Raw genomic sequence first — 25,650 nt, 5'->3', positions numbered from 1 at the left:
TATCCATACAAATAATAGATGATTGTTATCCAGTAATTATCACCATATTCATGGTTGAAATAAATAAATAAAAATTTAGAAGACTAGCACTCAGGTTGCCAAATAAAGAAATCGAAGCACTTTTTGAAAGAAACCCACCAACCGTGATGCCATCATAGCGGTGAAGAGTTGTCTTACTTATTCCATAACCGGAGATTTAACAATATGAATATGAAAGTCGGTTTTCACGACATGAAAATTGGTCTTTATAGTGGGTTCAAAACACAAAGATCCGAAGGACACAATGTTTTTAGCTCTGGTCTTCGCGCTGTTCGCAACGCTCATCACAATGGCAAAGAGTTTGCCAAAATAAACTCTGATTTGAGGGGGATAAAGGACTTGCTCGATGTAGCAAAGGAAAAAGATAAACTCCATGAAATTGAGCTTACAGTCAATCTGATAAAAGAAGCAAAACATAAAATGACAGAGGCTAAAATTAAGCTTAACGCTCAACATCTTCCGAAAAGTGCTCAAGACAAAGCACTTGACCAATTACAACAATACAAAAAAACTTCCACTCAAATCAAAAAATATGGAGAAATCGGTCTCTGGGAATCAGTCAAAAATTTCTCTGAAGCTTTTATAGATGGACCAAATAGTGAACAGAATTCAAAGAATCTATTCAGTAAAATGAATGTTTGCATGGAAAACTCTCTAGCTATTCGCACAACTTTCCTTCGCAATACTGATAATTACCTTGCAAAGGATATTGGGGGTATCATCAAGTCTGATCATGCTCTCGAGGATATTGAACGTCTTATCAACGCTGATAATGCTCTCAACGATAAACAGTTTAACGAATTGGGCTCCGGCGCGTTAAATTATTTGAAATCTATCGGCCCCAAAATATCTGCTGAAGATATGATACGGATAATGGACTTGGTAGTGACATCTGATGTGACTGATGTAGATCAGATTAATAGGGAAAAACTGGTTGATGACCTTAAAACATTTATTGAACCATGGAAAAGTACTCTTAATGAAAGCCAATCATTAGTTATTGGAAAACTATGTGCTTTATTCAAAGCAGCAGAAATTATAAAGAATGAAGTTAGCTCATACAGCACATTCGGCTTCCAGCTTGGTAGTATGCTTCAGCAAAGCTCAGGAGGCAGTTTAACGCTTTACAACACCACTCACCCTGAGAAACCATTAGTAGATAAAAATTCTACAAAGCCGGCGCATCCATTAAATGTAATACAGGGTGCATTGGGCCAAGCTTTAATGGACAGTTTCGCACCAACCCGTCAGTAAAGAGGTTCAGTGACTTCACGGCCGCAACACCGTCAAAACAATATAAAGAGCCGCATCGCGGCTCTTTATCAACCCTGGCAACTTACTTCAGGTATTCACCACTACGCAGCGCTTCAATACGTTTATCCAAAGGTGGGTGAGTCATAAACAGCTCACTCAACGATTTGGATTTACCGTTGATGCAGAACGCCATCATGCTAGTCGCTTCCTGCGGCTCATAACTGGTTTTCAGACGCTGCAATGCGGCAATCATCTTCTCACGACCAACCAGTTTTGCAGAACCGGCATCCGCATGGAATTCACGATGGCGTGAGAACCACATGGTAATAATGCTCGCCAGAATACCGAACACCAGTTCCAGCACCGTCGCCACGGCAAAATAGATTAATGGGTTGCCGTTACTTTCCTCACCTTCATCGCGGTTCCCACCCATAAAACCAGCGGCAATTTGCGCAAGAATACGCGAAATGAAGATAACAAAGGTGTTCACTACCCCCTGAATCAGCGTCATGGTAACCATATCGCCATTGGCAATGTGGCTAATTTCATGCGCAATAACAGCTTCAGCTTCATCCGGGCTCATGTTTTGCAGCAGGCCAGTACTAACCGCTACCAGCGAAGCATCCCGGCGTGCGCCGGTAGCAAACGCGTTAATATCAGGCGCGTGATAGATAGCGACCTGCGGCATTGCAATTCCGGCCTGACGAGCCTGAGTCGCTACCGTATTCATCAGCCAGCGTTCTCTCTCATTACGCGGCTGCTCAATAACTTCTCCACCAACGGACTTTAACGCCATCCATTTGGACATCAGCAGCGAAATGAAGGAACCACCAAAACCAAACAGCAGTGCCATGATTAACAAGCCTTGAACGCTGCTTGACTGAATCCCTGTCAGGCTCAATACCAGCCCGAAAACGACCATCACAGCCAGGTTCGTCAGCAGGAAGAGCGCGATTCGCATCATAATTTTCTTTTAACCTCAATTTAACAAAACGCACTATGCGATTACCCATATCGTATGGGTCTTACGGCTATTTTCAAGCATGCATAGGTGCTAAGTCACCAGAAAGACACAACTTTACATTTTATCGTATCAGACTGACGACTTCATGCGCTTGTTAAAAAAACAGGCACAATTTCTTGTGCCTGTTTGACGTTATTGACTGGTCGCGGGCTGTTCCGCTGGCTTTTCTTTTTCAAGATGCGCCAGGTCGAGCGCGATTTTCACCGTTTCATCCAGATACGGATCTGGCTCCTGGTAATCCTTCGGCAGATCGTCCAGTTTCTTCAGCAACGGCTTACCTTCTCGCTTAAACCGATCGTTGATACGCGCCAGACGCATTGCGTCATCTTCGTTATTCTCTTTCTCACGCTGGGCGTAATTCAAAGAGGCGATGTTGCGCTTATCCTTCATTGCGTTGAAACGCGCAATGTCTTTCATGATGTACTGGAACTCAGGATCGTTCGCAATACGTGCATTGTGCTCTTTCAGCAATTCCGGCCCAAACGGCGTCAGGTTATCGGACTTGGTGTAGGTTGCAGCATCAATGCTGTCCCACGGCAGCGCGTTATCTTCGAACTTCTCACCGGTTTCGGTTTCTTCATTACCTGTTGGCATGATGATATCCGGCGTTACGCCCTTACGCTGCGTACTGCCACCATTAACGCGGTAGAACTTCTGAATGGTGTACTGAACAGAACCCAGTGCCGGCCATTCCGGACGCAGCATCTGATCGTAAATACGATTCAGAGAACGATACTGCTGTACGGTACCCTTACCAAACGTCGGTTCACCGACAATCAGTGCACGGCCGTAATCCTGCATCGCTGCGGCAAAAATCTCTGATGCAGAGGCACTGAAGCGGTCAACCAGCACCACCAGCGGGCCTTTGTAGTAAACAACGCCATCGGTATCGCTGTCTTCGCGCACCTTGCCGTTGTTATCACGAACCTGGACAACCGGACCAGAAGGGATAAACAGACCGGAAAGCGAGACCGCTTCGGTCAGTGCGCCACCACCGTTGGTACGCAGATCGATAATCACGCTGCTGACATTCTGTTTTTCCAGTTTCTGCAGCTGAACTTTGACGTCATCCGTCAGGCCAACATAGAAACCAGGAATATCCAGTACGCCGACTTTTTCTTTGCCAACGGTTTTCACCGACATTTTAACGGCACGGTCTTCCAGACGAATACGCTCACGCGTCAGCGTAACGGTACGTGTCTTGGTGCCCTTACCCGCAGGTAGGATCTCAAGGCGAACTTTGCTGCCTTTTGGTCCTTTGATCAGTGCGACAACATCATCCAGACGCCAGCCAATCACATCGACCATGCCTTTACCGGTCTGACCGACGCCAACAATACGATCGCCTACGCTTATCGCTTTGCTCTTCGCTGCCGGGCCACCTGCAACCATGGAATTAATGACGGTGTAGTCATCATCCATTTGCAGAACCGCGCCAATACCTTCCAGAGACAAGCTCATTTCAGTATTGAACTGCTCAGTATTACGTGGAGACAGGTAGTTAGTATGTGGATCGATTTCACGTGCAAACGCGGTCATCGCCAGTGAGAACACATCTTCACTGTTTGTCTGCGCCAGACGGCGGATGGCGAATTTGTAACGACGTGTCAGTGTTTCACGGATTTCAGCGTCGGTTTTACCCGTCAACTTCAGGCTGAGTTCGTCAAATTTAACCTTGCCGTCCCACAGCGCATTCAGCTCTGCTTCGCTTTTCGGCCACGGAGCTTTACTCCGATCGAGGTTAAAGTTGTCGTTACCGGTGAAATCCATTGGACGAGCCAGTACGCTTAATGCGTACTGGTAGCGTTCAAACCGGCGCTTTTGCGCCAGATTATAGAGATCGTAAAAGACATCGAGCTTGCCCGAACGCAGTTCATCACCGAGGACGGTTTTCTTTTTGGCAAACTGCTCGATATCGCTCGCCAATAGCACGTTATGGCTGTAGTCGAGCAGATTCAGATAGCGGTCAAAAATTTTCGCCGAAAACGCCTGATCCAGATCGAACTGGCGATAATGTGAACGCGTAAAGCGTGATGTCACACGTTCACTCACCGTCGCATGCTGAGTTTCTTCCTTTAAAACGGGGATTTGATCGGCACGCGTGATGTCTTCCACAGCGAGTGCCTGGCCTGCAAATGCAAGCAGACCAGCTAACGCAGTAAGCCTAAAAAAAGTGTTCATGCCAGGCCTGGCCTCCGTTTCAGAACACCAGGTGTTCTGCGCGTACAATCAAAGACATACCCGAATTCAGCTGTACACGGACGCCATCTTTGGTGATTTCTAATACGGTGGCATCCATCGCATTATTACCTGCTTTCACCTTCAGAGACTGCCCTACCGTCAGCACTGAAATATCAGATACTGGGGTATGCTGTTCTTCACGAGGAGCACGCGGTGCTTTTGCCACTGGTTTTTCAGCGCGAGGTTTACGCTCAGCACTTTCTTTACGACGCGGTGCAGGACGCGGCTTGCGCTCACGACGCGGTGCGTCTTCTTTTTCACCAGCAGCGGCCGCCGCTTCGCGTTTTTTCGCCTGTTGCTCTGCACGTTGCGCCTGAACGCGGGCTTTAGCTTCTTCAAGCTGTTTACGCGCATGTTCAACGTGTTGCTCATCCAGCTCACCACATGGGTTGCCGTCGAGGTCGACACGCGTTGCGCCCAGCTTAACGCCGTACAGATAACGCCAGCTTGAAGTATAGAGACGTAAGGCCGAACGGAGCTGTGTTTTACTGAGGTTCATTTCGCCCTCAACACGCTCTACCAAATCCTGAAAAATGCCAATTTTCAGCGGGCGCGCTTCGCCTTCCGCACTAAAACACTGCGGGAAGCGTTCGGCCAGAAACGCGATGACTTCTTTACTGCTATTCAACTTAGGTTGATTTTCCATGAAATTTCCTGATTACAACGGACGTAGCCAACAAGCGCAGGCATGAACAGGCGTCATTATAATGACGTCATCAGTAATTGCTACGTTATCCGTTGATTATCCTGCGACGGTCGCAAAGAATTTTTTGTAATCCGTCGTTGCAAGCACGGTTTCAAGCTGTGCTACAAGCGTCCGCAGACCCTGTTCATCTTCTTCAGTAAAGCGACCAAACGCTGTGCTATCAATGTCCAACACGCCGATAATTTGATTCTCAACCGTAATCGGCAGAACGATTTCCGCATTGCTGGCAGCATCGCAAGCGATATGGCCATCAAAGGCATGCACGTCCTCTATACGCTGAACCTGGTTCTGCGCCACCGCAGTACCACACACGCCGCGCCCTACCGGGATGCGAACGCAGGCGATTTTCCCCTGGAAGGGACCGAGCACTAGCGTAGTGTTCTCAAGCAGGTAAAAACCTGCCCAGTTCACTTCTGCAAGACGTTCGTACAATAACGCGCTGGTATTCGCCAACGTTGCCAGAAAACTGGTTTCACCTGCCATTAATGCCTGAAAATCACGGTTCAGATCCGTGTATAGCTCTATTTTGTTCATTATGTAATCACTTAGTTGTCTTACTTAAAACTGCACCCTACTAAAATAAACATTAAATGCGTAAATGCTCAAGATCATTCCCATCATGGGTTAAGATAACATTACTTCAACACTTTGATTCGCGATACATGGCCCTAACTTATCCACGCATCACGCCGACTAAAAAAATAGCGATCAGGTCCATTGGTGAAGCGCTACCCCGTGCGCATTACCAACGATGCCCTGAATGTGACCTGCTGTTTAGCTTGCCGAAAATGCGTTCGCACCAAAGTGCATTCTGCCCTCGCTGTCAGGCCAAAATTCGTGACGGCCGTGACTGGTCGTTAACGCGGCTGGCGGCAATGGCTTTCACCATGCTGTTACTGATGCCCTTCGCATGGGGAGAGCCGCTGCTGCACATCTATTTACTAGGCATACGCATTGACGCGAATGTAGTACAGGGCATCTGGCAGATGACCCGGCAAGGCGATCCGCTAACAGCATCCTTCGTGATGTTTTGCGTCATTGGTGCTCCCGTGATACTCGTGTCATCAATCGCTTATCTGTGGTTTGGTAATATTCTCGGTATGAACCTGCGCCCGGTATTATTGATGCTGGAAAGGCTTAAAGAGTGGGTCATGCTTGATATCTATCTTGTTGGCATCGGCGTCGCCTCTATCAAAGTGCAGGACTATGCTTTTCTGCTGCCCGGAGTGGGACTCTATGCATTTATCGCACTGGTGATCCTGAGCATTTTGACGCTGTCGCACCTCAATGTTGAGCAGTTGTGGGAACGTTTTTATCCACAAAGGCCCGCACGCCGCCCCGACGGACAGCTTCGTGTATGCCTCGGCTGTCACTTTACAGGTTATCCTGATGCCCGAGGCCGCTGTCCCCGTTGCCATATTCCATTACGCTGGCGCAGAAATCAGAGCATCCAAAAGTGCTGGGCAGCTCTGCTGGCCTCGATTGTCCTGTTGCTGCCTGCTAATCTGCTGCCCATCTCGGTAATTTACGTTAACGGTGCCCGTCAGGAAGACACTATTCTGACCGGTATCATGTCCCTGGCGAACAGCAACGTTGGCGTAGCGGCCATTGTTTTTATCGCCAGTATCCTGGTGCCATTCACTAAAGTGATTGTGATGTTTACGTTGTTGTTCAGCATCCAGTTTAAATGTGAACAAGGATTACGCACCCGCATCCTGCTACTCCGTATGGTGACCTGGATTGGTCGCTGGTCGATGCTGGACCTGTTTGTTATCGCCTTAACAATGTCACTGATAAATCGCGATCAGATACTTGCTTTTACTATGGGACCGGCTGCGTTTTATTTCGGTGCAGCGGTAATATTGACTATTCTTGCAGTGGAATGGCTGGACAGCCGCTTACTTTGGGATGCACATGAGTCAGGAAACGCCCGCTTCGCAGATTGAAGCGCAAATTAAAACAAAACGCCGTATCTCTCCGTTCTGGCTGCTGCCGTTCATCGCGCTAATGATTGCTGGATGGCTCATCTGGGGCAGCTATGAAGATCGTGGCAATACCGTGACCATCGACTTTATGTCCGCGGACGGCATTGTACCAGGCCGAACTCCCGTGCGCTATCAGGGTGTCGAAGTTGGCACCGTGCAGGATATCAGCCTGAGTAAAGATCTGCGTAAAATTGAAGTTCGCGTCAGTATCAAGTCCACCATGAAGGATGCTTTGCGCAAAGACACGCAATTCTGGCTGGTCACGCCGAAGGCATCACTGGCGGGGGTTTCTGGCCTCGATGCGCTGGTTGGCGGGAACTATATCGGGATGATGCCGGGCACCGGCGAACCGGAAGATCATTTCGTCGCGCTCGACACACAGCCAAAATATCGGCTGAATAATGGCGATTTAATGTTGCATCTGCAGGCTCCCGACCTCGGTTCCCTTAACAGCGGTTCGTTGGTTTATTTCCGCAAGATCCCGGTAGGCCGGGTCTATGACTACACCATCAACCCCAATCATCAAGGTGTAACCATCGATGTCCTGATTGAGCGTCGCTTTACCAATCTGGTGAAAAAAGGCAGTCGTTTCTGGAATGTGTCCGGGGTGAATGCCGATGTCAGCCTGAGCGGCGCAAAGGTAAAACTGGAAAGCCTGGCCGCGCTGGTCAATGGCGCCATAGCCTTTGACTCCCCAGAAGATTCGCAACCTGCTGCCGCCGACGATACGTTTGGGCTATATCAGGATCTCGCCCACAGCCAACGTGGCGTGATTGTCAAACTGGCGCTACCCAACGGCGATGGACTGAAGGCTGGATCAACCCCGCTGATGTATCAGGGCCTGGAAGTCGGTCAACTGACCAGACTGGATTTGAATCCAGGGGGTAAAGTCACCGGTGAAATGACCGTCGACCCCAGCGTTGTAACGCTACTGCGCGATGGCACGCGCATTGAGTTACAAAACCCCAAATTATCATTAAACGATATGAACCTGAGCTCGCTGCTAACAGGAAAAACGTTTGAACTGGTGCCCGGCGAAGGTGAGCCACGTAGCCAGTTTGTGGTGATCCCCGGTGAACAGTCCCTGCTTCATGATCCCGGCGTTATGACGCTTACGCTGACCGCCCCGGAAAGCTACGGCATCGATGCCGGCCAGCCGCTGATCCTTCATGGCGTACAGGTCGGTCAGGTTATCGAACGGAAGCTATCAAGCAATGGCGTTTCATTTATCGTTGCTATCGAGCCACAGCATCGTGCACTGGTGCAGGGTGACAGCAAATTCGTGGTTAATAGTCGAGTGGATGTCAAAGTGGGCCTTGATGGCGTTGAGTTCCTTGGTGCCAGCGCCAGCGAATGGATAAGCGGCGGTATTCGCATTTTACCCGGTACCAAAGGTGAAATGAAAAAAAGCTATCCGCTGTATGCAAACCTCGAAAAAGCCATTGAGAACAGCCTGAGCGATCTGCCCACCACCACCGTCAGCCTGAGCGCCGAGACGCTACCCGATGTGCAGACCGGGTCGGTGGTGCTATACCGCAAATTCGACGTCGGTGAAGTCATTAGCGTACGCCCTCGTGCCGATGCGTTTGATATCGATCTGCATATCAAACCGGAATACCGCAATCTGCTAACCAGCAACAGCGTATTCTGGGCTGAAGGTGGCGCAAAAGTTCAGCTTAACGGCAGCGGCCTGACCGTACAGGCCTCTCCCCTGTCGCGGGCGCTAAAAGGGGCGATTAGCTTCGATAATCTGAGCGGTGCCAGCGCCAGCCAGCGTAAAGGCGACAAGCGTATTTTGTACGCGTCAGAGACCGCTGCACGTGCGGTAGGAGGACAGATTACTCTGCACGCGTTTGACGCCGGGAAACTCGCCGCAGGGATGCCAATTCGCTACCTGGGGATCGATATAGGTCAGATCCAGACCCTTGAACTGCTCACCAGCCGTAACGAAGTTCAGGCAAAAGCGGTGTTGTATCCGGAGTATGTCCAGACGTTTGCGCGTAGCGGTACACGTTTCTCAGTCATTACCCCGCAAATTTCGGCGGCAGGTGTAGAGCATCTGGATACTATCTTACAACCATACATTAACGTGGAACCAGGACGCGGTAATCCGCGCCGTGATTTTGAACTGCAGGAAGCGACGATTACTGATTCACGTTACCTTGATGGTCTGAGTATCGTGGTAGAGGCACCAGAAGCGGGATCACTCAATATCGGTACTCCGGTTCTGTTCAGAGGTATTGAAGTGGGGACCGTCACGGGTCTGACGCTGGGTTCACTGTCCGATCGCGTGATGGTAGCCATGCGCATCAGTCAGCGCTACCAGCACCTGGTGCGCAATAACTCTGTGTTCTGGCTGGCATCTGGCTACAACCTCGATTTTGGCCTCACCGGCGGCGTCGTGAAGACGGGTACCTTCAATCAGTTCATCCGCGGTGGTATCGCGTTTGCCACCCCACCAGGTACGCCACTGGCGCCGAAAGCGCAGGCGGGTAAACACTTCCTGCTGCTGGAGAGTGAACCGAAAGAATGGCGTCAATGGGGAACCGCCCTGCCACGCTAATCTTTCCCCCGCTCCGGCGTACTCGCGCCGGAGCGGTTAGCCTTGTCATACTTCACGTAGGAACGTTGTTGTCCTGTAACTCGAATTATTGAGGGTATATGCTACACTGCGCACTTGTTTTTTTGCCGGTGGTACCAAGTGGCTTATTTTCCTGACGCCTTTCTGACGCAAATGCGTGAAGCAATGCCTTCCACGCTCTCTTTTGACGATTTTCTCGCAGCCTGCCAGCGCCCATTACGCCGCAGCATCCGCGTCAATACGCTGAAAATCTCCGTTGCTGATTTTCTCGACTTAACCGCGCCTTATGGCTGGTCACTCACTCCGGTTCCCTGGTGTGCTGAAGGCTTTTGGATTGAGCGCAACGATGAAGAGTCTGTACCGCTCGGCAGTACGGCTGAGCATTTAAGCGGACTGTTTTATATTCAGGAAGCCAGTTCGATGTTGCCTGTTGCTGCGTTATTTGCCGATAGCAATATCCCGGAGCGGGTGATGGATGTTGCCGCCGCGCCAGGCTCCAAAACCACGCAAATTGCCGCCAAAATGAATAATCAGGGTGCAATTCTGGCGAATGAATTTTCTGCCAGCCGCGTCAAAGTTCTGCATGCCAATATCAGTCGTTGCGGGATTGCGAACGTCGCACTCACTCATTTTGATGGCCGCGTGTTTGGCGCCGCGTTGCCAGAAACGTTTGATGCCATTCTCCTGGACGCACCGTGCTCAGGCGAAGGCGTCGTGCGTAAAGATCCCGATGCACTAAAAAATTGGTCCATCGAAAGCAATCTGGACATTGCTGTTACCCAGCGCGAGCTGCTTGATAGCGCCTTCCACGCCCTTCGCCCTGGCGGCACACTGGTTTATTCCACCTGCACACTTAACCGTGATGAAAATGAATCCATCATGCAGTGGCTAATAGAGACTTACCCGGGCGCCGTCGAATTTCTTCCTCTGGGTGATTTATTCCCGGAGGCCGGACGCGCCCTGACACCCGAGGGATTCCTGCATGTCTTCCCGCAAATTTATGACTGTGAAGGCTTCTTTGTCGCGCGTTTGCGAAAAACTGCCCCTATACCTGCACTGCCAGCGCCGAAATATAAGGTGGGAAATTTCCCCTTCAGCCCGCTGAAAAGCCGGGAAGCCGCACAAATCACCCAGGCCGCTACCGCCTGTGGATTGCAGTGGCAAGACAATCTGCGCCTTTGGCAGCGTGATAAAGAAATTTGGTTATTCCCGACAGACATTGAACCACTGATTGGTAAAGTTCGTTTTTCCCGCCTCGGGATTAAACTCGCTGAAACCCACAATAAGGGTTACCGCTGGCAGCATGAGGCGGTTATCGCCCTTGCTAACCCAGAACACCGCAATGCGTTTGAACTGACGCTTGAAGAAGCGGAAGAGTGGTATCGCGGCAGAGATGTCTACCCACAAACCTCTCCAACAACCGACGATGTACTGGTTACGTTCCAGCGTCAGCCGATTGGACTGGCAAAACGGATCGGATCACGGTTGAAGAACAGTTATCCACGCGATCTTGTCCGGGATGGTAAACTCTTTACGGGATAACGCACGTTTTTACTGGCGCTTTTGCTAACGTTGACTACGCTGAAAAATGGGCGGCTTAACTGGTCGTACCACAACCAGCAAATCAACGGAGAGCACGATGATGAAAACCAGTGTGCGCATTGGCGCTTTTGAAATCGACGACGCCGAGTTACATGGCGAATCGCCGGGGGACCGAACGTTAACCATTCCGTGTAAATCCGATCCGGATTTATGTATGCAACTGGACGCCTGGGATGCCGACACCAGCGTCCCGGCCCTTCTCAATGGAGAACATTCCGTTCTATTCCGCGAGCACTACGATCGTAAGTCAGATGCCTGGGTCATGCGCTTTGCCTGATTCAAAAAGAACCCGTCGCCAGACGGGTTATTTATTGGCGTTAAAACAATTAACTCTAAGCACGCAGGCACAGAAGAAAGCGATGGTTCCCCCCGCAGCCAACACACTATAAGCGAGTTCCCAGCTTTGCGTTGAATCCATCACCACACCAAATGATAAAGGCGCAAGAGACCCCACACCAAATCCAAGTAGCGACCGCAATCCCATCACACTCCCCAGCTTTGCCTGAGGCACATTATCGGCAATCGCGGCAGATAAAACGCCCGAATCGCCAAGAATGAAGAAACTCCCCATAAACGCAAACAGCAACGTCCACCCCGCCCCCCAGGAAACCGATAATCCCATCAGGAGTGAACTCAACGCGCCGGCAGCGCCCATGAAGATCAACACCGTTGCGCGATTAAAATAATCGGAGATTGCTCCTACAATCAGCGTCGAGAACATCCCCGATAAATGTACGGCACAGGCGACGATCAATCCGGTGGTTATCGGCTCCATCTGCCAGGCTTGCAACGCACCCGTCACCAGGCTAGGGGTCCATGCCCAGCTCCCCAGTAACTCCCAGCAATGCGCAATATAACCCGCCATCAGCAGTATTGCGCCAACCGACAGAACATGGCGCTTTGCCGATCCCCCCTGCTTCTGCGTCCTGTGCATGTCTTCCTGATAGCCGGATAACGCCACTGAACCGGATACCGCACCAACCAATGCGCCAGCGGCACATAAATAGAACGCAAAGGACGCTCCCCAGCGCAATGCTCCCCAGGCGGAGATAAATACCGACAGCAGGTAGCCAAACGAACCTGCGGCCAGGATCATCCCAACGGCAAGTCCTCGTTTGGGCACACTGTTCATACCCATCGCCAACATCATCGCTGGCGTATAGGCCCCACCCTGGGTCAATCCGACGAAGGCCATCATGACCAGAGCGGAAGAGTAAGAGCGGGCAAAACAGGCGAAAAGCAATAAAGCGAACACACCGAACCACGAGAAAATGAGATACACCTTGCGAGCCCCCAGATAGTCACACAGCCAGGAGGCAGCAAATAAGGCGCAGGCGTTTGAAATACTAAATACCGTCTGTATTGTTCCCGCAGCGGCGGCGTCGATATGCCACTCATCGCGTATTACCGGAAGTGCACCAGCAAAAGCCATTGTCCCCAGGCATGTCCCCGCCCGGCCAAGGCAAAACAAATTGAATGCTTTCACTAAAATTGCCTTCAGAAAAAGTGGATATCAATAGTGAATCAGAGCGTTGCGGGCCATGTTATGAGCAAGGGGAAGACGCTGACAAACGATCTTTATTGCGTCCATTGGTTGAGTTAAACTCAACCAATGACACGATTACTCTCGCTCCCCCATTTGCCGGCATTCGAAGCTGCTGCACGCAGAAGCAGCTTCAGTGCGGCTGCTGATGAACTGTTTATCACCACAGGAGCAGTCAGCCGACACATCCGCACACTGGAAGAACAACTGGGTGTACAACTGTTTTATCGTGCACACAAATCTGTCAGGCTGACGAGTGCCGGTGAGACCTTTTCCCGCGTCGCAACACGGTTACTCGATGAACTTGCGCAGGCAGAAAAAGAGGTCAGCGCTAACGTTTTTTCGGGAAGATTAACCGTCCAGTGCCTGCCCACATTCGCCATGCACTGGCTAATGCCAAGACTGGCTGAGCTGAATGAAGTCCACCCTGAGCTCACCGTCGATGTCACCACCAGCATCGGTCCCGTTAGCTTTGCCTCTCCCTTTGATATCGCTATTCGCCGGGATCCGGCGCATTTTTCCGGACTTAAACCTGTGCCATTTCTTCGGGAATCAAGCCTGCTGGTTTGCAGCCAGCAGTATCTGCACAGCCGACCGCTGGTCTCGCCAGATCAACTGGGCGATCATATAAAAATTCAAATTCGTGCGCGTAACGATCTCTGGAAACGCTGGCATAGCCATTTCCCAAATGATCATCATGAAAGTAACCAGATTATCACGCTGGATCATACGTTTGCGGCAATGCAGGCGGCTGAAGATGGTTTGGGCTTGGTTGTAATGCCCTATTTATTCTGTGAAAAACACCTGAAAACAGGAAGGCTGGTTGCGCCATTTGGCGATTTGACCATCGATACCGGAACCTACTCTCTGCTATGGAACGACAGACAAGATGAGGCGGTAAGAAAATTTACCCACTGGTTGCAATCTTTTGAACTGCCCGCTGAAACATCCCTGCCCTTCACGAGTGAACACACAGTGACGCGTTAACGTATTTCTCCTCGCCCCATTAACTGCAATTTCTTCTACACTATTGATACGGCAACACAATTTGAGGATGGAATGTTCACGCTGATTCTTTTTGTTTGCTACCTGGATGGCGGTTGTGAAGATATCGTGGTTGATGTCTACAATACGGAACAGCAGTGCCTAATTTCGATGGACGATCAGCGTATTCGCAACGGCGGATGCTTACCTGCCGAAAACTATATCGACAGCTTCTGGCACCCTGCTCAGGAATATAGTGATTTCTAATTATTGTAACTGTACCAACGTTAGCTCGCCGCCAAATACCGCGCCGGTATCAATATAGTGCAGATTATCGCGATCAAGCCGATGGCGCAGAGGCGTATGGCCAAACCAAAAGTGATCTGCGCCATGAATTCCACTGCCTTTATTCATTAATCGCGCACGATCCCACAACACCCGTTGTAAATCGACCTCTTTTCGCCACAGATAATCATCATCCGGGTAATCAGCGTGGGCAATCACATGTACGCCATTCTGACAATGCAGTTCCAGAATCCACGGTAATTGCTGACAGGCTTCAAGAGCAAACCTTGCCGCGGGTTGTGCTGCGTGCGAAAACCACGAGCCCCCATTCATAAACCACAACTGCAGATCCCCCGTCACCAGTGCATCCAGCGCCATTTGCTCGTGATTCCCCCTGACCGCCACGATCCAGTTCCGGCGAAGCAACTGTAGGCAGCGCAGACTATCAGGCCCACGATCGGTAACATCGCCGACAGAAACCAGCAGATCGCGCCACGGATCAAACCGACACTGGCGCAATTTATCCATCAGCATAGAAAAACAGCCGTGAAGATCCCCCACGACCCAGATGTGACGCCAGTTTGTTCCTTCTATCTTTTGGTAGACGTTATCAGGCTGCCCCATATGACCTTCTGCACTCAGATATTCCCTGCCTATAACTTTAGCAACAGCGCCATGAAATGAGGAGAATGCCGCATGCGACACGCGATGATTTGCGCAGGGTACGATTTGACACCACGACAAACCCTCTGCCGTCGATGTCATGCAGACAGAATAACTATGCTGTGAATGCTGCCCACATGTCGCCTATGCAATAGGGCTTCTTCACTTTTAATAGCGCTACTACTCTGCCTGGCCCATCCGTTACTTCATTGATAGATCAACTGGTTTCAGTGGCTCCCTCAGTTCAGTATCATGAAAATCTTTGTATCGTGGTTCAAGACGAGCTGATTCTGAAAGAATAACTCGGTTATCCCGAAAACTCAGATGGTCACTATCAAATAACTTATGGAGATCAGCAGCAAGTGCAATTCCATTTTCTACACTCGGTAATCCTTTATTGGCATGGCTAATTATATGGCAAGCTTCAACTGCCAAAGAACTGCCAGTAATTGCGCATTTACTGCCCCAATTTAACATCACCGCTTTGCGAAACTTTGCCTGCTCCCGGCGAATCTTAACCATGCGTAAACCGTCTTCCCTGCGAGCATATTTTCCAATTTGATCCTCAGGTACAGCAATCAGTAAACTGAGAACCGACACAATTTCTTCGCACAACGGAGCTTCGAATGAAACTCCCTGATGACAGAAATGTCGTTTAAAATTAGTCCACGCCTCTTTTCGATTGCTGGGGGGAAGTTGTTCACCAACAAGCACTTCATCCATTGGTAGGAAAGTATCAAGATTGGATAAGTCTTTCAGCTGAACTCGATAGGGATAAGCACTGTTTGGGTCTACTAAAGTGTCAATAATTTCGAACACACCACACAACTGGAAATCTCGCTTTCCAGAGAGTTTTTGAATAACAAAAAGGCGGTCACCCGGGTTCACTTGACGGGTTTTCCATTCCTGCCCAACCCCGTACCCATTACTGTAGTCAAAATCTTTTGTATTTTTGGGACCATGATAAGCATAGAAATATTTCATTTTTATTCCTTTTGAAGAGCCAATAAAGAGTAATATCGACAATTCCACGAGAAAACTTAACGTATAAATGCTGTACAGCGGACTGTTGTTTCATGCTACAGGTGCCGTCTGCATGAAAGCATGGTTTCAAGTCTTCGCGTCAGAAAAGGGAACACATAGAGGATTTTGCTCTGAGGTTGTTTGGGGTATAAAAATTTAACAATGGCCCAAAAATACCTAGACGCACGTGGTGTAGAATATGTTATGGTTTAGACAGGATATGGAAATTTCGAGTAGTTTTCGCGGGGTTTCGTGAAAGCATCGAAAAAAATCAATGAGAATAAGCACATAAAAAGAGACCGAATACGATTCCTGTATTCGGTCCAGGGAAATGGCTCTTGGGAGAGAGCCGTGCGCTAAAAGTTGGCATTAATGCAGGCTAAGTTACCCTGCCATTTAAGAATAGATGACAGCGCCAGGTTTTCCAGTCCGCGACTAAAGTGGCCTGAAAAAAAGGGTGATTGTCACTCGCTACAATGTAAAAACCGCAAGTTCTCCTGTGAGAGCCTTGCGGTTTTTTATTGGAAATCAGAGCGCTACATCTGACAATTAACAGAGCTTTTCTGCACGCTCGATAAACGGAGCAAGGCTCATTTTTTCGCCAGGTTTAGCCGGATCGTCGATCTGGATAATGTCGATCGGTTTTGCCGTGGTTTTACCACTCTCAACCTGCTGTCTGGCAACATCATTCAGCGGGTATTGCACCAGCGTGCTGGGGTTGATGACATACAGCGCGTTGCCCGGACGGCAGGTCAGCATCACCTCTTCACGATTAAACGCCCATTTATCTTTGCCAACCTCAAAACGACTGACGGTAATAACCTGCGGCGCAGCCAGTGCCGCTCCTGAACTTGCCAGTAGCAATAAAGAGATAATGATTTTTTTCATACGTTTTGCCAGTCCATCAGAACGGTTCGAGGGTTGCAAACAGGCTGACAATTGCCAGCACAACAGCGCCTATACCCCATTCCAGCTTCGTCATCCAAATAAAATAGAGGGTCATGCAGCGATTATCCTGCTGCATACGTGGAACAAGAACATACCGATTCACCAGCGCAATCGCCACCATTAGCATGACCAGGGCGCATTTTAACAACAGCAGTTTCCCATAAGCCGCATGCCAGGGAACAGAAAAACCGACAATAAACAGTGCATTCATGATGCCGGTAAGCAATACGCCAACCACAAAAAGATGCCCATAGCGGGAGAAGCGCATCATGGTCTTGATGGCTTGATCGCGCCAGCGTCCTTGTGCCATTTTCATACAGTAGAGCACCGGCAGCAAGCCGCCAAACCAGGCAGCTGCGCATATCAGATGCAGCGCATGGTTAACCTGATGAAGTGTACCCGTTACACCATCGTGTAGTGTTGCATGCCCAACGCCCGCCAGCAGAATAAACTGAGCAATCGTCAGCATTAGCAGTCGTCGCGGCATACTGCGCGGTACGATAATGGTCACCGCCAGTGTGACCAGCGCAAGGATAATTTGCCACAGCCAGACGCCCCCGAATTGTGTCTGCAGGACGGCTCCCCAAACGGTGATGGAGAGGACATCCTGCCAACCCGCGCCCATTAATCCCCCCTGAACCGCCAGCATCAGCGTCGCACTGACAAAGCTCCACGCCGCGGCGTGGCGTTGCAGATGTAAGAAACGACGCATCATCAAACGACGGAGCGAAACAGGAGCCAGCCATGCGCCATAGAGCGCACAGCCAAACACCAGCATCAGCGTGGTAAAATGGATAAAACGCAGTGCAACCCAGGTAAACGCCAGCATCGGTTATTTCACGCTAAAGCTATATTGTCCTTTCGTCTTGTGCCCATCCACTGACACAACGTGCCAATCGACCGTGTATTTTCCTGTTTCCAGTGACTGAACGAGCGGAATAATCAGTTGCGTTTTATCCTGCTCATTACGCGTTGCCTTACCCGTTTTTATCTGTTCTTTTTGCGGGCCTGTCAGCGTTGCTCCGCTGAATGCAGGTTCGACACCTTCAGAAAAATTGAGCGTCAATGCCTGGGGTGATGCCGTGACCTGCGCATTAGCCGCAGGACTTTGTTGTGTCAGATGCGCATGCGCCAGGGCAGCGGGTGTCGCCAGAATTCCGGCAAGAGCGATGAGAGCATAGCGAAGTGAAGATGCAGATGAAGCCATATCAACTATTCCTTTTTGTTATGTCTAATCTGTAGAGAATAACCTTCTACAATGATCGAGTCGAGAATCATCATTTCAGGCTTGCCATTAATGCGCACTCTTAGTAACTTTTGCGCGCCAATGGAGAGATAAGGAGAAACGTATGAATATTAATCTGGCCAAACTTGAGCAAGCAGAAATGGACAAGGTTAACGTCGATCTGGCTGCGGCAGGCGTCGCATTTAAAGAGCGCTACAACATGCCTGTCGTTGCTGAAGTTGTCGAGCGTGAACAGCCTGCACATTTACGCGACTGGTTCCGTGAACGCCTGATCGCGCACCGTTTAGCTTCCGTTTCCCTCTCACGTTTACCTTACGAGCCTAAAGTAAAATAAACCTTATATTAAGTTACGATTCCTTACATGATGCCTGCTACAGTATAAGCACATTCTTAATCTATTATTTAAGGATGGTTGTAGACACTATGAAAAGGAAATCATTATGTCACACTGGAAAATTGCTGCAGCGCAGTACGAACCACTTCAAAGATCATTAAGCGAACACGTCGCCCATCATTTGCAGTTCATTCATGAAGCGGCTAAATGCCAATGCGAATTGTTGGTTTTTCCATCATTGTCCCTGTTGGGATGTGTGGACGAAGACGACGCTCTCCCAGCCCCGCCCGATGAAGAGTTATTGCAACCCCTCGCCCACGCCGCGGCCACGTATCGTATGACCATCATTGCCGGGTTGTCGGTAGAGCATCACGATCGATTTGTGAAGGGAATAGCGCTTTTCTCTCCCTGGATGAGCTCGCCGTTAATGTTTCATCAAAGCCATGGCGCCTGTATCGCCAGGCAACGAAATGCCATCAGCGTGGTCGACAGCCAGCCGGAAGGTATTGATATCGACCCGACATTTTCGCTATTCACAACCTGTCAGTCCGTCAGCGAACCAGAACTGCTCTCTTCCGCTTCGCGCCTGCAAAGTTTTTCGCATAAATTCGCCATTGCGGTACTGATGGCCAATGCCCGTGGCAGCAGCGCATTGTGGGATGAACGTGGTCGGTTAATTGTACGCGCCGACAGCGGTTCATTACTGTTAACCGGTCAACGCACGCCACGGGGTTGGCAAGGTGATATCATTCCATTACGCTAGTCGTTTTTGGTCTGGAGCCCGGCATGTTGCGCATAATAGATACAGAAACCTGTGGTCTGCAGGGAGGCATTGTTGAGATTGCATCTGTCGATGTCGTTGACGGAACGATCGTTAATCCCATGAGCCATCTGGTGCGCCCTGACCGTCCCATCAGTCCACAAGCCATGGCTATCCATCACATCACTGAAGCGATGGTAGCGGATAAACCGTGGATTGAAGATGTCATCCCGCACTATTACGGCAGCGAGTGGTACGTGGCGCATAACGCCAGTTTTGATCGGCGTGTGCTGCCCGAAATGCCGGGGGAATGGATTTGCACCATGAAGCTTTCCCGTCGCCTGTGGCCGGGGATCAAATACAGCAATATGGCGCTCTATAAATCCCGCAAGCTGAGCGTCCAGACACCGTCTGGTCTACACCACCACCGCGCGCTTTATGACTGCTACATCACGGCGGCACTGCTGATCGACATTATGCAGACGTCCGGCTGGACCCCGGAGCAAATGGCCGATGTCACCGGTCGTCCTGCGTTGCTAACCACATTTACCTTCGGGAAATACCGCGGGAAACCGGTATCTGAAGTCGCTGAACGCGATCCGGGCTATTTGCGCTGGCTGTTTAATAACCTTGACAATATGAGCCCGGAATTGCGCCTAACGCTGAAACACTATCTGGATAACGCCTGAGCTGCCGCCTGACCAGGCAGTGTTCCCTGCGCGAGACCAATTAAAAAAGCGAACTCGAGGGCCACACCTTCATAGGATTTATAACGCCCGGATTTACCGCCATGCCCGGAGTCCATGTCCGTACACAATAGCAGCAGATGTTCGTCTGTTTTCATTTCACGCAGTTTCGCCACCCACTTCGCCGGTTCCCAGTATTGCACCTGGGAATCGTGTAACCCTGTGGTAACCAACAGATGCGGATAATCCTGTGCGGTGACATTATCGTATGGGCTGTAGCTTTTCATGTAGGTGTAATATTCTTTGTCCTGCGGATTACCCCACACTTCAAACTCACCGGTTGTCAGCGGAATTGACTCATCCAGCATGGTGGTCACCACATCGACAAATGGCACCTGGGCAATAACACCGTGAAAAAGTGTCGGACGCTCGTTGATGGCAACACCCATCAGCATCCCCCCGGCGCTTCCTCCCATCCCATAACACAATGAAGGTGATCCATAACCCAGTTTGAGCAGTGCATCACAGACGTCAAGATAGTCATTGAAGGTATTTTTCTTGCGCAGAAATTTACCCTCTTCATACCATTGCTGCCCCAATTCACCACCGCCACGCACGTGGGCGATCGCGTACACAAAGCCACGATCCAATAAGCTTAAGCGGCTGCTGCTGAAATCAGCGTCCATGCTTGCGCCATATGAACCATAGCCATACACCAATAATGGATTTTTCCCTTTACGGAAATGCTGCTTGTGGTAGACCAGCGAGACAGGTACCTCGGTACCATCGCGCGCGGTTATCCACACGTGTTCACTGCGGTAATTTGCAGCGTCGAAACCGGGGACAGTGGTCTGCTTAAGTACACGGCGCTCGCCAGTATCCATATCCAGCTCGAACAGTGTGTCCGGCGTAGTCATGGAGGAATAGCCATAGCGCAGGCGCGATGTCTCCGGCTCAGGATTATAAGCCAGCCAGGTCACATAGGCGGGATCGTCAAAGGCAATCCCTATTACTTCGCGCGTTTTGCGATTGATCTGCCGCAGGCTGGTTAACCCCTGTTGCCGTTCTTCCACCACCAGCCAGTCGGTGAACAGCGTAAAGCCCTCCAGCATGACACTGTCACGCGCAGGGATTAGCGTCTCCCAGGCGTGTTCGTCTCGTACTCGGGTACGGTACAGACCGAAGTTTTTACCCTGACGGTTTGAGCGCAGATAAAACGCGTGCTGATAATGATCGAGACTGTATTCATGGTCTTTCCGACGCGTCAAAAAGACCAGTGGCTCGGCATCAGCCAGTTCTGCATCAATGAGCAAAACCTCACTGGTGGTTGCACTCGCAATATGAATAACAACATAGTGCTGTGAGGTGGTTTTATGCAGGCTGACATAAAACATATCATCAGCCTCTTCATACACTAGCTCATCATCAGTGGATGGTGAACCGACAGTATGCCGCCAGACCTGATACGGCAGCAATGTGGTTTCATGCTTGCGGACATAATAGAAAGTCTGCGAGTCGTTAGCCCAGACTAATTCCGGCTCGACGTTTTCAAGTACCTCCGGGTACCAGTTACCCGTTTGTAAGTTGCGAAAGCGCACGCCATATTGCCGGCGGGAAAGGTAATCCTCCGCCAGCGCCATAATGGTATTATCCGGTGATATTGCCAGACCACCTAATGTATAGAATTCGCTATGGGCTGCGCGCTGGTTCCCATCCAGCAAGGTATCCCATTCATCCCACTCTTCACTGAGAGCAGACTGACGCTGATAAATGGCATATTCACACCCCGGTTCATAGAGATGGCGATAGCGGTACCCATTTTTCACATACGGTGCGGACACATCCTGAGGGGGAATACGGTCGATAATCTCTTTCAGAACACGATCCTGCAAAGCTTGCTGCGAAGCCATCACCTGGCGGCCATACGCATTTTCTTGTTGCAGGTAATTCAATACTTCTGGCTGCGAGCGGGTGTCATCTCGCAGCCAGTAATAATTATCAACACGAGTATCGCCATGCTGCGTCATGGCGTAGGGGATACGAGGAGCTTTAGGTAGCATGTCATTGTTCTTTTGCTTAAACATTCTATAAGGGTGGCAAAAGTCAGCAATGATGCAAGCGAAACATGCTCCTGCGCAGTAACTATTTAACCCGGCAGAGCCTGTTTTTGTTGCTTAAGATCTTGCTCAATCCCTTCGCGAACATCCTGCGGAATCTTCAACGCATCACCCAATGCATTCAGATAACTGCGCTCCATAAAGTGGTCGATATCAATTGCCGCACAGCTCAGGAAGTAAATTTCCAGTGCCTCTTCTTCATTACGGACCCCCTGAGCCAGACGCTGCGGGTCGAGTGGTTGTTCAATCGCACGCTCAATCAGAACACGCCCCTGCTCTTCGACACCTGCTTCACGGAGTTGATGTTCAATGGCCGCACGCTCTTTAGCATCGATATGCCCATCGCTTTTCGCCGCAAAAACCAGCGCCAGGATCAGACGCTCAGTTCGCTCATCCAGCGGTGAGCTCTGTGCACCAAATTGTGGTTCCCCCTGATGCGCCGCACGAACCTTATCTTTGTACTTGTTCCATAACACCGTGCCGGCCACTGCGCCCCCACCGACCAGCAGCGCACTGGTTCCGTATTTACTGAGTAATTTACGTGAGGATTTGTTAGCAACCAGTAATCCTGCCAGACCGCCTAGCGCGCCAGGCACCAGCAGTTTGCTAAGCCCTTGTTCACCAGAAGATGTCGCAGATGATGCTTTTTGCCCAAGAAGAGATTGTAGTTGATTCAGCCAGTTAGCCATTTTGCCCCTCAAGTACAGACGAATAATCATCAAAGCGTACCCGAGGGGATGTCAGGAAGTGTTCAGGTCATCAAAAGATGTGCAAATTCAGCTACTGACGCACCTGATACTCTGCTGTGCCAGCTTTGCAATCAAGCTTTACCTGATATTGAATGTCGCTGCTTTTGCCGCGCACGGTCAGGGGGACTGTCCACTGCCCATCTTTACCGACAATATCCTGCGGATTGGCCCATGCTACCGGGTCAAGCTGACCAAGTTTCTTTTGATCGTCGGCCCAGCGCACAATGCGATTCTGCAGATAATCACGTTTTACGCTGGCCGCGATACCATCAGCATCCAGGCCTTCACAGTTTGGAAACTTAACTGACTTACTTTCCGTATTCGCCGCAAATACTGATACGCTGGCAGATAATAACAGCAGGCTCAACAGCGCTCTTTTTTTATACATTCTTTTCTCCTTATCTCCCCTTCGTCCTTCAGGCCGCAGACCCGCGGTGTGAAGGCTGTCAGAGATTGCACAATGATTCAGGGAAAAGCATGGTACAAAATATCAGGAGCGCAAGTCGCTTCAGGCCGCCTGGGTATCATCCTCAGCAGATGTGTCGCTGTCGACCACCTGCGGAGAAGGCAGCTTGCCGTTTTTCAGGATGGCGCTTAGCACCTCTTTTTGCTCAGCAAGCCACAGAGAAAGCGCTTCACGCTGCTCATCTTCCAGCGCTACCGGTGATTGTTCCAGCCATGTGTCGAGCAGATCGGCTGTATCGAGCATCTTGTCATACGCATCGGCTTCCTTTTTGCTGGTAAACGACATTTTTTCCTCACCTTCCCGAATGACTACGTATTTAACTTCAACCGCCATTTTTGCAGCCTCTTAAATTACCTGTATTTATATACAGCATATTCTTTTTCATCCCTGAAATCAACCTGGTAATAAAGACAGACGCAAACGTTTTCGTATATACTGCGCCTAGTTGAAACAGGGGATTAATTTATGACGTTATTAGGCACAGCACTGCGTCCTGCAGCAACGCGTGTGATGTTATTAGGTTCAGGTGAACTGGGTAAAGAAGTGGCGATTGAATGCCAACGCCTGGGTGTGGAAGTCATTGCCGTGGATCGTTACCCCGACGCACCAGCGATGCACGTTTCTCATCGTTCCTACGTCATCAACATGTTGGATGGCGATGCATTGCGCCAGGTAGTCGAGCATGAAAAACCACATTTTATCGTGCCAGAAATCGAAGCCATCGCCACAGATATGCTGGTAAAACTGGAGCAGGAAGGCCTGAACGTAGTGCCTTGTGCACGTGCGACTCAACTGACCATGAACCGGGAAGGCATCCGTCGCCTCGCCGCCGACGAGTTATCTTTACCAACATCATCTTTTCGCTTCGCCGACAGTGAAATGCGTTTTCGCGAGGCCGTAGAGGAAATCGGTTATCCCTGCATCGTAAAACCGGTAATGAGTTCTTCTGGTAAAGGACAGAGCTTTATCCGCTCCGCCGAACAGCTAACCGAAGCCTGGAACTATGCCCAACAGGGTGGGCGGGCTGGCGCCGGGCGTGTCATCGTCGAAGGCGTGGTGAATTTCGATTTTGAAATCACACTGCTTACCGTCAGCGCCATTGACGGCGTACATTTTTGCGCACCAGTAGGTCATCGCCAGGAAGACGGCGATTATCGCGAATCCTGGCAGCCACAGCAGATGAGCGAACTGGCATTAGCGCGGGCGCAGGAGATTGCCCGGAAAGTGGTACTGGCATTGGGCGGCCACGGATTATTTGGTGTGGAGCTGTTTGTCTGCGGTGACGAAGTCATTTTCAGCGAAGTATCCCCTCGCCCGCACGACACGGGTATGGTGACGCTGATTTCTCAGGATCTGTCCGAGTTTGCCCTGCACGTGCGTGCATTCCTTGGTCTTCCCGTTGGCGCAATCCGTCAGTATGGGCCGTCAGCGTCAGCGGTGATCCTGCCGCAGCTAAGCAGCCAAAACGTTACCTTTGATAATGTGGATGCTGCCGTTGGCGCGGGTTTGCAGATACGTCTGTTTGGTAAACCCGAGATCGACGGTACGCGTCGTTTAGGTGTCGTGCTGGCAACGGCAGAAAGTGTTGAAGAAGCGGTTGATCGTGCGAAAAACGCGGCTGCACAGGTAAAAGTGGCAGGTTAAAACCGGACCCGTAGACCGGATGAGGCAGTAACCCCCCATCCGGCAAAGCCCGATATCGGCGCTAACGCCTATTATCGGGCCTTCGGTTTACACATTGATAGCTTACTGCTTCGCGCCTTCAACCGCTTCGCGAGCCAGTTTGGTAATACGATCGTAATCACCCGCTTCCAGCGCATCCGCCGGAACCAGCCAGGAACCGCCAATGCACAGCACGCTTTTCAGGGCCAGGTAATCACGGTAGTTCGCCGGGGAGATACCGCCAGTCGGGCAGAAACGAACCTGAGAGAATGGACCCGCGATTGCCTGCAGTGCTTTCGTACCGCCGTTTGCTTCAGCCGGGAAGAATTTGAACTCTTTCAAACCGTAATCCATACCCAGCATCAGTTCAGAAACGGTGCTGATACCAGGGATCAGCGGAATCGTCCCTTCGGTTGCTGCTTTCAGCAGCGGCTCGGTCAGACCCGGGCTAATCGCAAACTGAGCGCCAGCCGCAGTAACTTCAGCCAGTTGCTGTGGATTCAGCACAGTACCCGCACCGACGATAGCATCCGGGACTTCTTTCGCGATTGCACGAATAGCATCCATCGCACATGCGGTACGTAACGTCACTTCCAGAACGCGCACGCCCCCTGCAACTAACGCTTTTGCCATCGGCACAGCGTGTTCCAGTTTGTTAACCACGATAACCGGTACAACCGGGCCAGTGGTCAGGATTGCTTCTGCACTTGTCTTCCAGTTTTTCATCAGAGTTTTCTCTCGCCTGATTACAA

General features: G+C 50.4%; 26 protein-coding genes. 11 read left to right on the top strand and 15 right to left on the bottom strand.

Going from position 1 to position 25,650, the window contains the following annotated elements; translation table 11 throughout:
• The first annotated feature begins 204 nt into the window (after positions 1-204).
• Complete coding sequence (locus NNO03_RS17370; RefSeq protein WP_271450103.1) at positions 205-1,293, top strand: hypothetical protein; 1,089 nt, start codon at positions 205-207, stop codon at positions 1,291-1,293.
• An 82-nt stretch (positions 1,294-1,375) separates the two neighbouring features.
• Here NNO03_RS17370 and htpX read toward each other — a convergent pair whose 3' ends face one another.
• The 4 genes from htpX to NNO03_RS17350 all read right to left on the bottom strand — a co-directional run bounded on the left by htpX (position 1,376) and on the right by NNO03_RS17350 (position 5,798).
• Complete coding sequence (gene htpX, locus NNO03_RS17365) at positions 1,376-2,257, bottom strand: protease HtpX (protein WP_271450102.1); 882 nt, start codon at positions 2,255-2,257, stop codon at positions 1,376-1,378.
• A gap of 192 nt (positions 2,258-2,449) precedes the next feature.
• Positions 2,450-4,498, bottom strand: coding sequence for a carboxy terminal-processing peptidase (prc, locus tag NNO03_RS17360; RefSeq protein ID WP_271442556.1), 2,049 nt, complete (start codon positions 4,496-4,498; stop codon positions 2,450-2,452).
• A 19-nt stretch (positions 4,499-4,517) separates the two neighbouring features.
• A complete protein-coding gene (proQ, locus tag NNO03_RS17355) occupies positions 4,518-5,204 on the bottom strand; it encodes an RNA chaperone ProQ (protein WP_137381595.1) in 687 nt (228 codons plus the stop codon).
• A 96-nt stretch (positions 5,205-5,300) separates the two neighbouring features.
• Entirely contained in the window at positions 5,301-5,798 is a 498-nt protein-coding gene (locus NNO03_RS17350) for a GAF domain-containing protein (RefSeq protein WP_048211393.1), read from the bottom strand.
• A gap of 128 nt (positions 5,799-5,926) precedes the next feature.
• Between NNO03_RS17350 and yebS the strand changes: the two genes are divergently transcribed.
• The 4 genes from yebS to NNO03_RS17330 all read left to right on the top strand — a co-directional run bounded on the left by yebS (position 5,927) and on the right by NNO03_RS17330 (position 11,709).
• Complete coding sequence (gene yebS, locus NNO03_RS17345) at positions 5,927-7,210, top strand: membrane integrity lipid transport subunit YebS (protein ID WP_271450101.1); 1,284 nt, start codon at positions 5,927-5,929, stop codon at positions 7,208-7,210.
• Positions 7,179-9,812 (top strand): PqiB family protein, encoded by a 2,634-nt coding sequence (locus NNO03_RS17340; protein ID WP_271442557.1) that lies wholly within the window; start codon positions 7,179-7,181, stop codon positions 9,810-9,812. The genes yebS and NNO03_RS17340 overlap by 32 nt, the downstream gene beginning before the upstream one ends.
• Positions 9,813-9,950: 138 nt before the next feature.
• Positions 9,951-11,372: a 16S rRNA (cytosine(1407)-C(5))-methyltransferase RsmF gene (gene rsmF / locus NNO03_RS17335; RefSeq protein WP_271450100.1), complete on the top strand. Its 1,422-nt coding sequence runs from the start codon at positions 9,951-9,953 to the stop codon at positions 11,370-11,372.
• A gap of 100 nt (positions 11,373-11,472) precedes the next feature.
• Positions 11,473-11,709 (top strand): YebV family protein, encoded by a 237-nt coding sequence (locus tag NNO03_RS17330; protein ID WP_101742234.1) that lies wholly within the window; start codon positions 11,473-11,475, stop codon positions 11,707-11,709.
• A gap of 27 nt (positions 11,710-11,736) precedes the next feature.
• Here NNO03_RS17330 and NNO03_RS17325 read toward each other — a convergent pair whose 3' ends face one another.
• Positions 11,737-12,918, bottom strand: coding sequence for a nitrate/nitrite transporter (locus NNO03_RS17325; RefSeq protein ID WP_271442559.1), 1,182 nt, complete (start codon positions 12,916-12,918; stop codon positions 11,737-11,739).
• A 126-nt stretch (positions 12,919-13,044) separates the two neighbouring features.
• Between NNO03_RS17325 and NNO03_RS17320 the strand changes: the two genes are divergently transcribed.
• Both NNO03_RS17320 and NNO03_RS17315 read left to right on the top strand, forming a co-directional pair.
• The gene (locus NNO03_RS17320) at positions 13,045-13,962 is read left to right on the top strand and encodes a LysR substrate-binding domain-containing protein (protein WP_271442560.1); all 918 of its coding nucleotides are present in this window, start codon (positions 13,045-13,047) and stop codon (positions 13,960-13,962) included.
• 72 nt (positions 13,963-14,034) lie between these two features.
• Positions 14,035-14,226 carry a YebW family protein gene (locus tag NNO03_RS17315; RefSeq protein ID WP_271442561.1) on the top strand — a complete coding sequence of 64 codons (192 nt, stop codon included), beginning with the start codon at positions 14,035-14,037 and terminating at the stop codon, positions 14,224-14,226.
• Here the strand turns inward: NNO03_RS17315 and pphA are convergent, their stop codons facing one another.
• From pphA to yobA, 5 genes are all read right to left on the bottom strand, one after another.
• Positions 14,227-14,868 carry a protein-serine/threonine phosphatase gene (pphA, locus tag NNO03_RS17310; protein ID WP_271450099.1) on the bottom strand — a complete coding sequence of 214 codons (642 nt, stop codon included), beginning with the start codon at positions 14,866-14,868 and terminating at the stop codon, positions 14,227-14,229.
• A gap of 240 nt (positions 14,869-15,108) precedes the next feature.
• Entirely contained in the window at positions 15,109-15,891 is a 783-nt protein-coding gene (locus NNO03_RS17305; RefSeq protein ID WP_271442563.1) for an HNH endonuclease, read from the bottom strand.
• 588 nt (positions 15,892-16,479) lie between these two features.
• A complete protein-coding gene (locus tag NNO03_RS17300) occupies positions 16,480-16,818 on the bottom strand; it encodes a YebY family protein (RefSeq protein ID WP_040232386.1) in 339 nt (112 codons plus the stop codon).
• A gap of 16 nt (positions 16,819-16,834) precedes the next feature.
• A complete protein-coding gene (gene copD, locus NNO03_RS17295) occupies positions 16,835-17,707 on the bottom strand; it encodes a copper homeostasis membrane protein CopD (protein ID WP_271450098.1) in 873 nt (290 codons plus the stop codon).
• Positions 17,708-17,710: 3 nt separating this feature from the next.
• The gene (yobA, locus tag NNO03_RS17290) at positions 17,711-18,085 is read right to left on the bottom strand and encodes a CopC domain-containing protein YobA (RefSeq protein WP_271450097.1); all 375 of its coding nucleotides are present in this window, start codon (positions 18,083-18,085) and stop codon (positions 17,711-17,713) included.
• Positions 18,086-18,227: 142 nt separating this feature from the next.
• Here yobA and NNO03_RS17285 point away from each other — a divergent pair, with 142 nt between their 5' ends.
• The 3 genes from NNO03_RS17285 to exoX all read left to right on the top strand — a co-directional run bounded on the left by NNO03_RS17285 (position 18,228) and on the right by exoX (position 19,907).
• The gene (locus NNO03_RS17285) at positions 18,228-18,458 is read left to right on the top strand and encodes a DNA polymerase III subunit theta (RefSeq protein WP_005120732.1); all 231 of its coding nucleotides are present in this window, start codon (positions 18,228-18,230) and stop codon (positions 18,456-18,458) included.
• Positions 18,459-18,564: 106 nt separating this feature from the next.
• Positions 18,565-19,221 carry a carbon-nitrogen hydrolase family protein gene (locus tag NNO03_RS17280; RefSeq protein ID WP_271450096.1) on the top strand — a complete coding sequence of 219 codons (657 nt, stop codon included), beginning with the start codon at positions 18,565-18,567 and terminating at the stop codon, positions 19,219-19,221.
• 23 nt (positions 19,222-19,244) lie between these two features.
• Positions 19,245-19,907, top strand: a complete 663-nt coding sequence (exoX, locus tag NNO03_RS17275; protein ID WP_271441797.1) for an exodeoxyribonuclease X — start codon at positions 19,245-19,247, stop codon at positions 19,905-19,907.
• Here exoX and ptrB read toward each other — a convergent pair.
• The 4 genes from ptrB to yebG all read right to left on the bottom strand — a co-directional run bounded on the left by ptrB (position 19,889) and on the right by yebG (position 23,569).
• Complete coding sequence (ptrB, locus tag NNO03_RS17270) at positions 19,889-21,964, bottom strand: oligopeptidase B (protein WP_271450095.1); 2,076 nt, start codon at positions 21,962-21,964, stop codon at positions 19,889-19,891. The genes exoX and ptrB overlap by 19 nt on opposite strands.
• Before the next feature lie 86 nt (positions 21,965-22,050).
• A complete protein-coding gene (locus NNO03_RS17265) occupies positions 22,051-22,710 on the bottom strand; it encodes a tellurite resistance TerB family protein (RefSeq protein WP_271441795.1) in 660 nt (219 codons plus the stop codon).
• A gap of 91 nt (positions 22,711-22,801) precedes the next feature.
• Positions 22,802-23,158 carry a protein YebF gene (yebF, locus tag NNO03_RS17260; RefSeq protein ID WP_271441794.1) on the bottom strand — a complete coding sequence of 119 codons (357 nt, stop codon included), beginning with the start codon at positions 23,156-23,158 and terminating at the stop codon, positions 22,802-22,804.
• A 120-nt stretch (positions 23,159-23,278) separates the two neighbouring features.
• The gene (gene yebG / locus NNO03_RS17255) at positions 23,279-23,569 is read right to left on the bottom strand and encodes a DNA damage-inducible protein YebG (RefSeq protein ID WP_271450094.1); all 291 of its coding nucleotides are present in this window, start codon (positions 23,567-23,569) and stop codon (positions 23,279-23,281) included.
• A 132-nt stretch (positions 23,570-23,701) separates the two neighbouring features.
• Here yebG and purT point away from each other — a divergent pair, with 132 nt between their 5' ends.
• Complete coding sequence (gene purT / locus NNO03_RS17250) at positions 23,702-24,880, top strand: formate-dependent phosphoribosylglycinamide formyltransferase (RefSeq protein WP_271450093.1); 1,179 nt, start codon at positions 23,702-23,704, stop codon at positions 24,878-24,880.
• 102 nt (positions 24,881-24,982) lie between these two features.
• Here the strand turns inward: purT and kdgA are convergent, their stop codons facing one another.
• The gene (kdgA, locus tag NNO03_RS17245) at positions 24,983-25,624 is read right to left on the bottom strand and encodes a bifunctional 4-hydroxy-2-oxoglutarate aldolase/2-dehydro-3-deoxy-phosphogluconate aldolase (RefSeq protein ID WP_005120716.1); all 642 of its coding nucleotides are present in this window, start codon (positions 25,622-25,624) and stop codon (positions 24,983-24,985) included.
• Positions 25,625-25,650: the final 26 nt, after the last annotated feature.

The organism is Citrobacter sp. Igbk 16 (assembly GCF_028069755.1).
Lineage (GTDB): Bacteria > Pseudomonadota > Gammaproteobacteria > Enterobacterales > Enterobacteriaceae > Citrobacter.
This window is presented reverse-complemented; position numbering and strand designations above follow the sequence as displayed.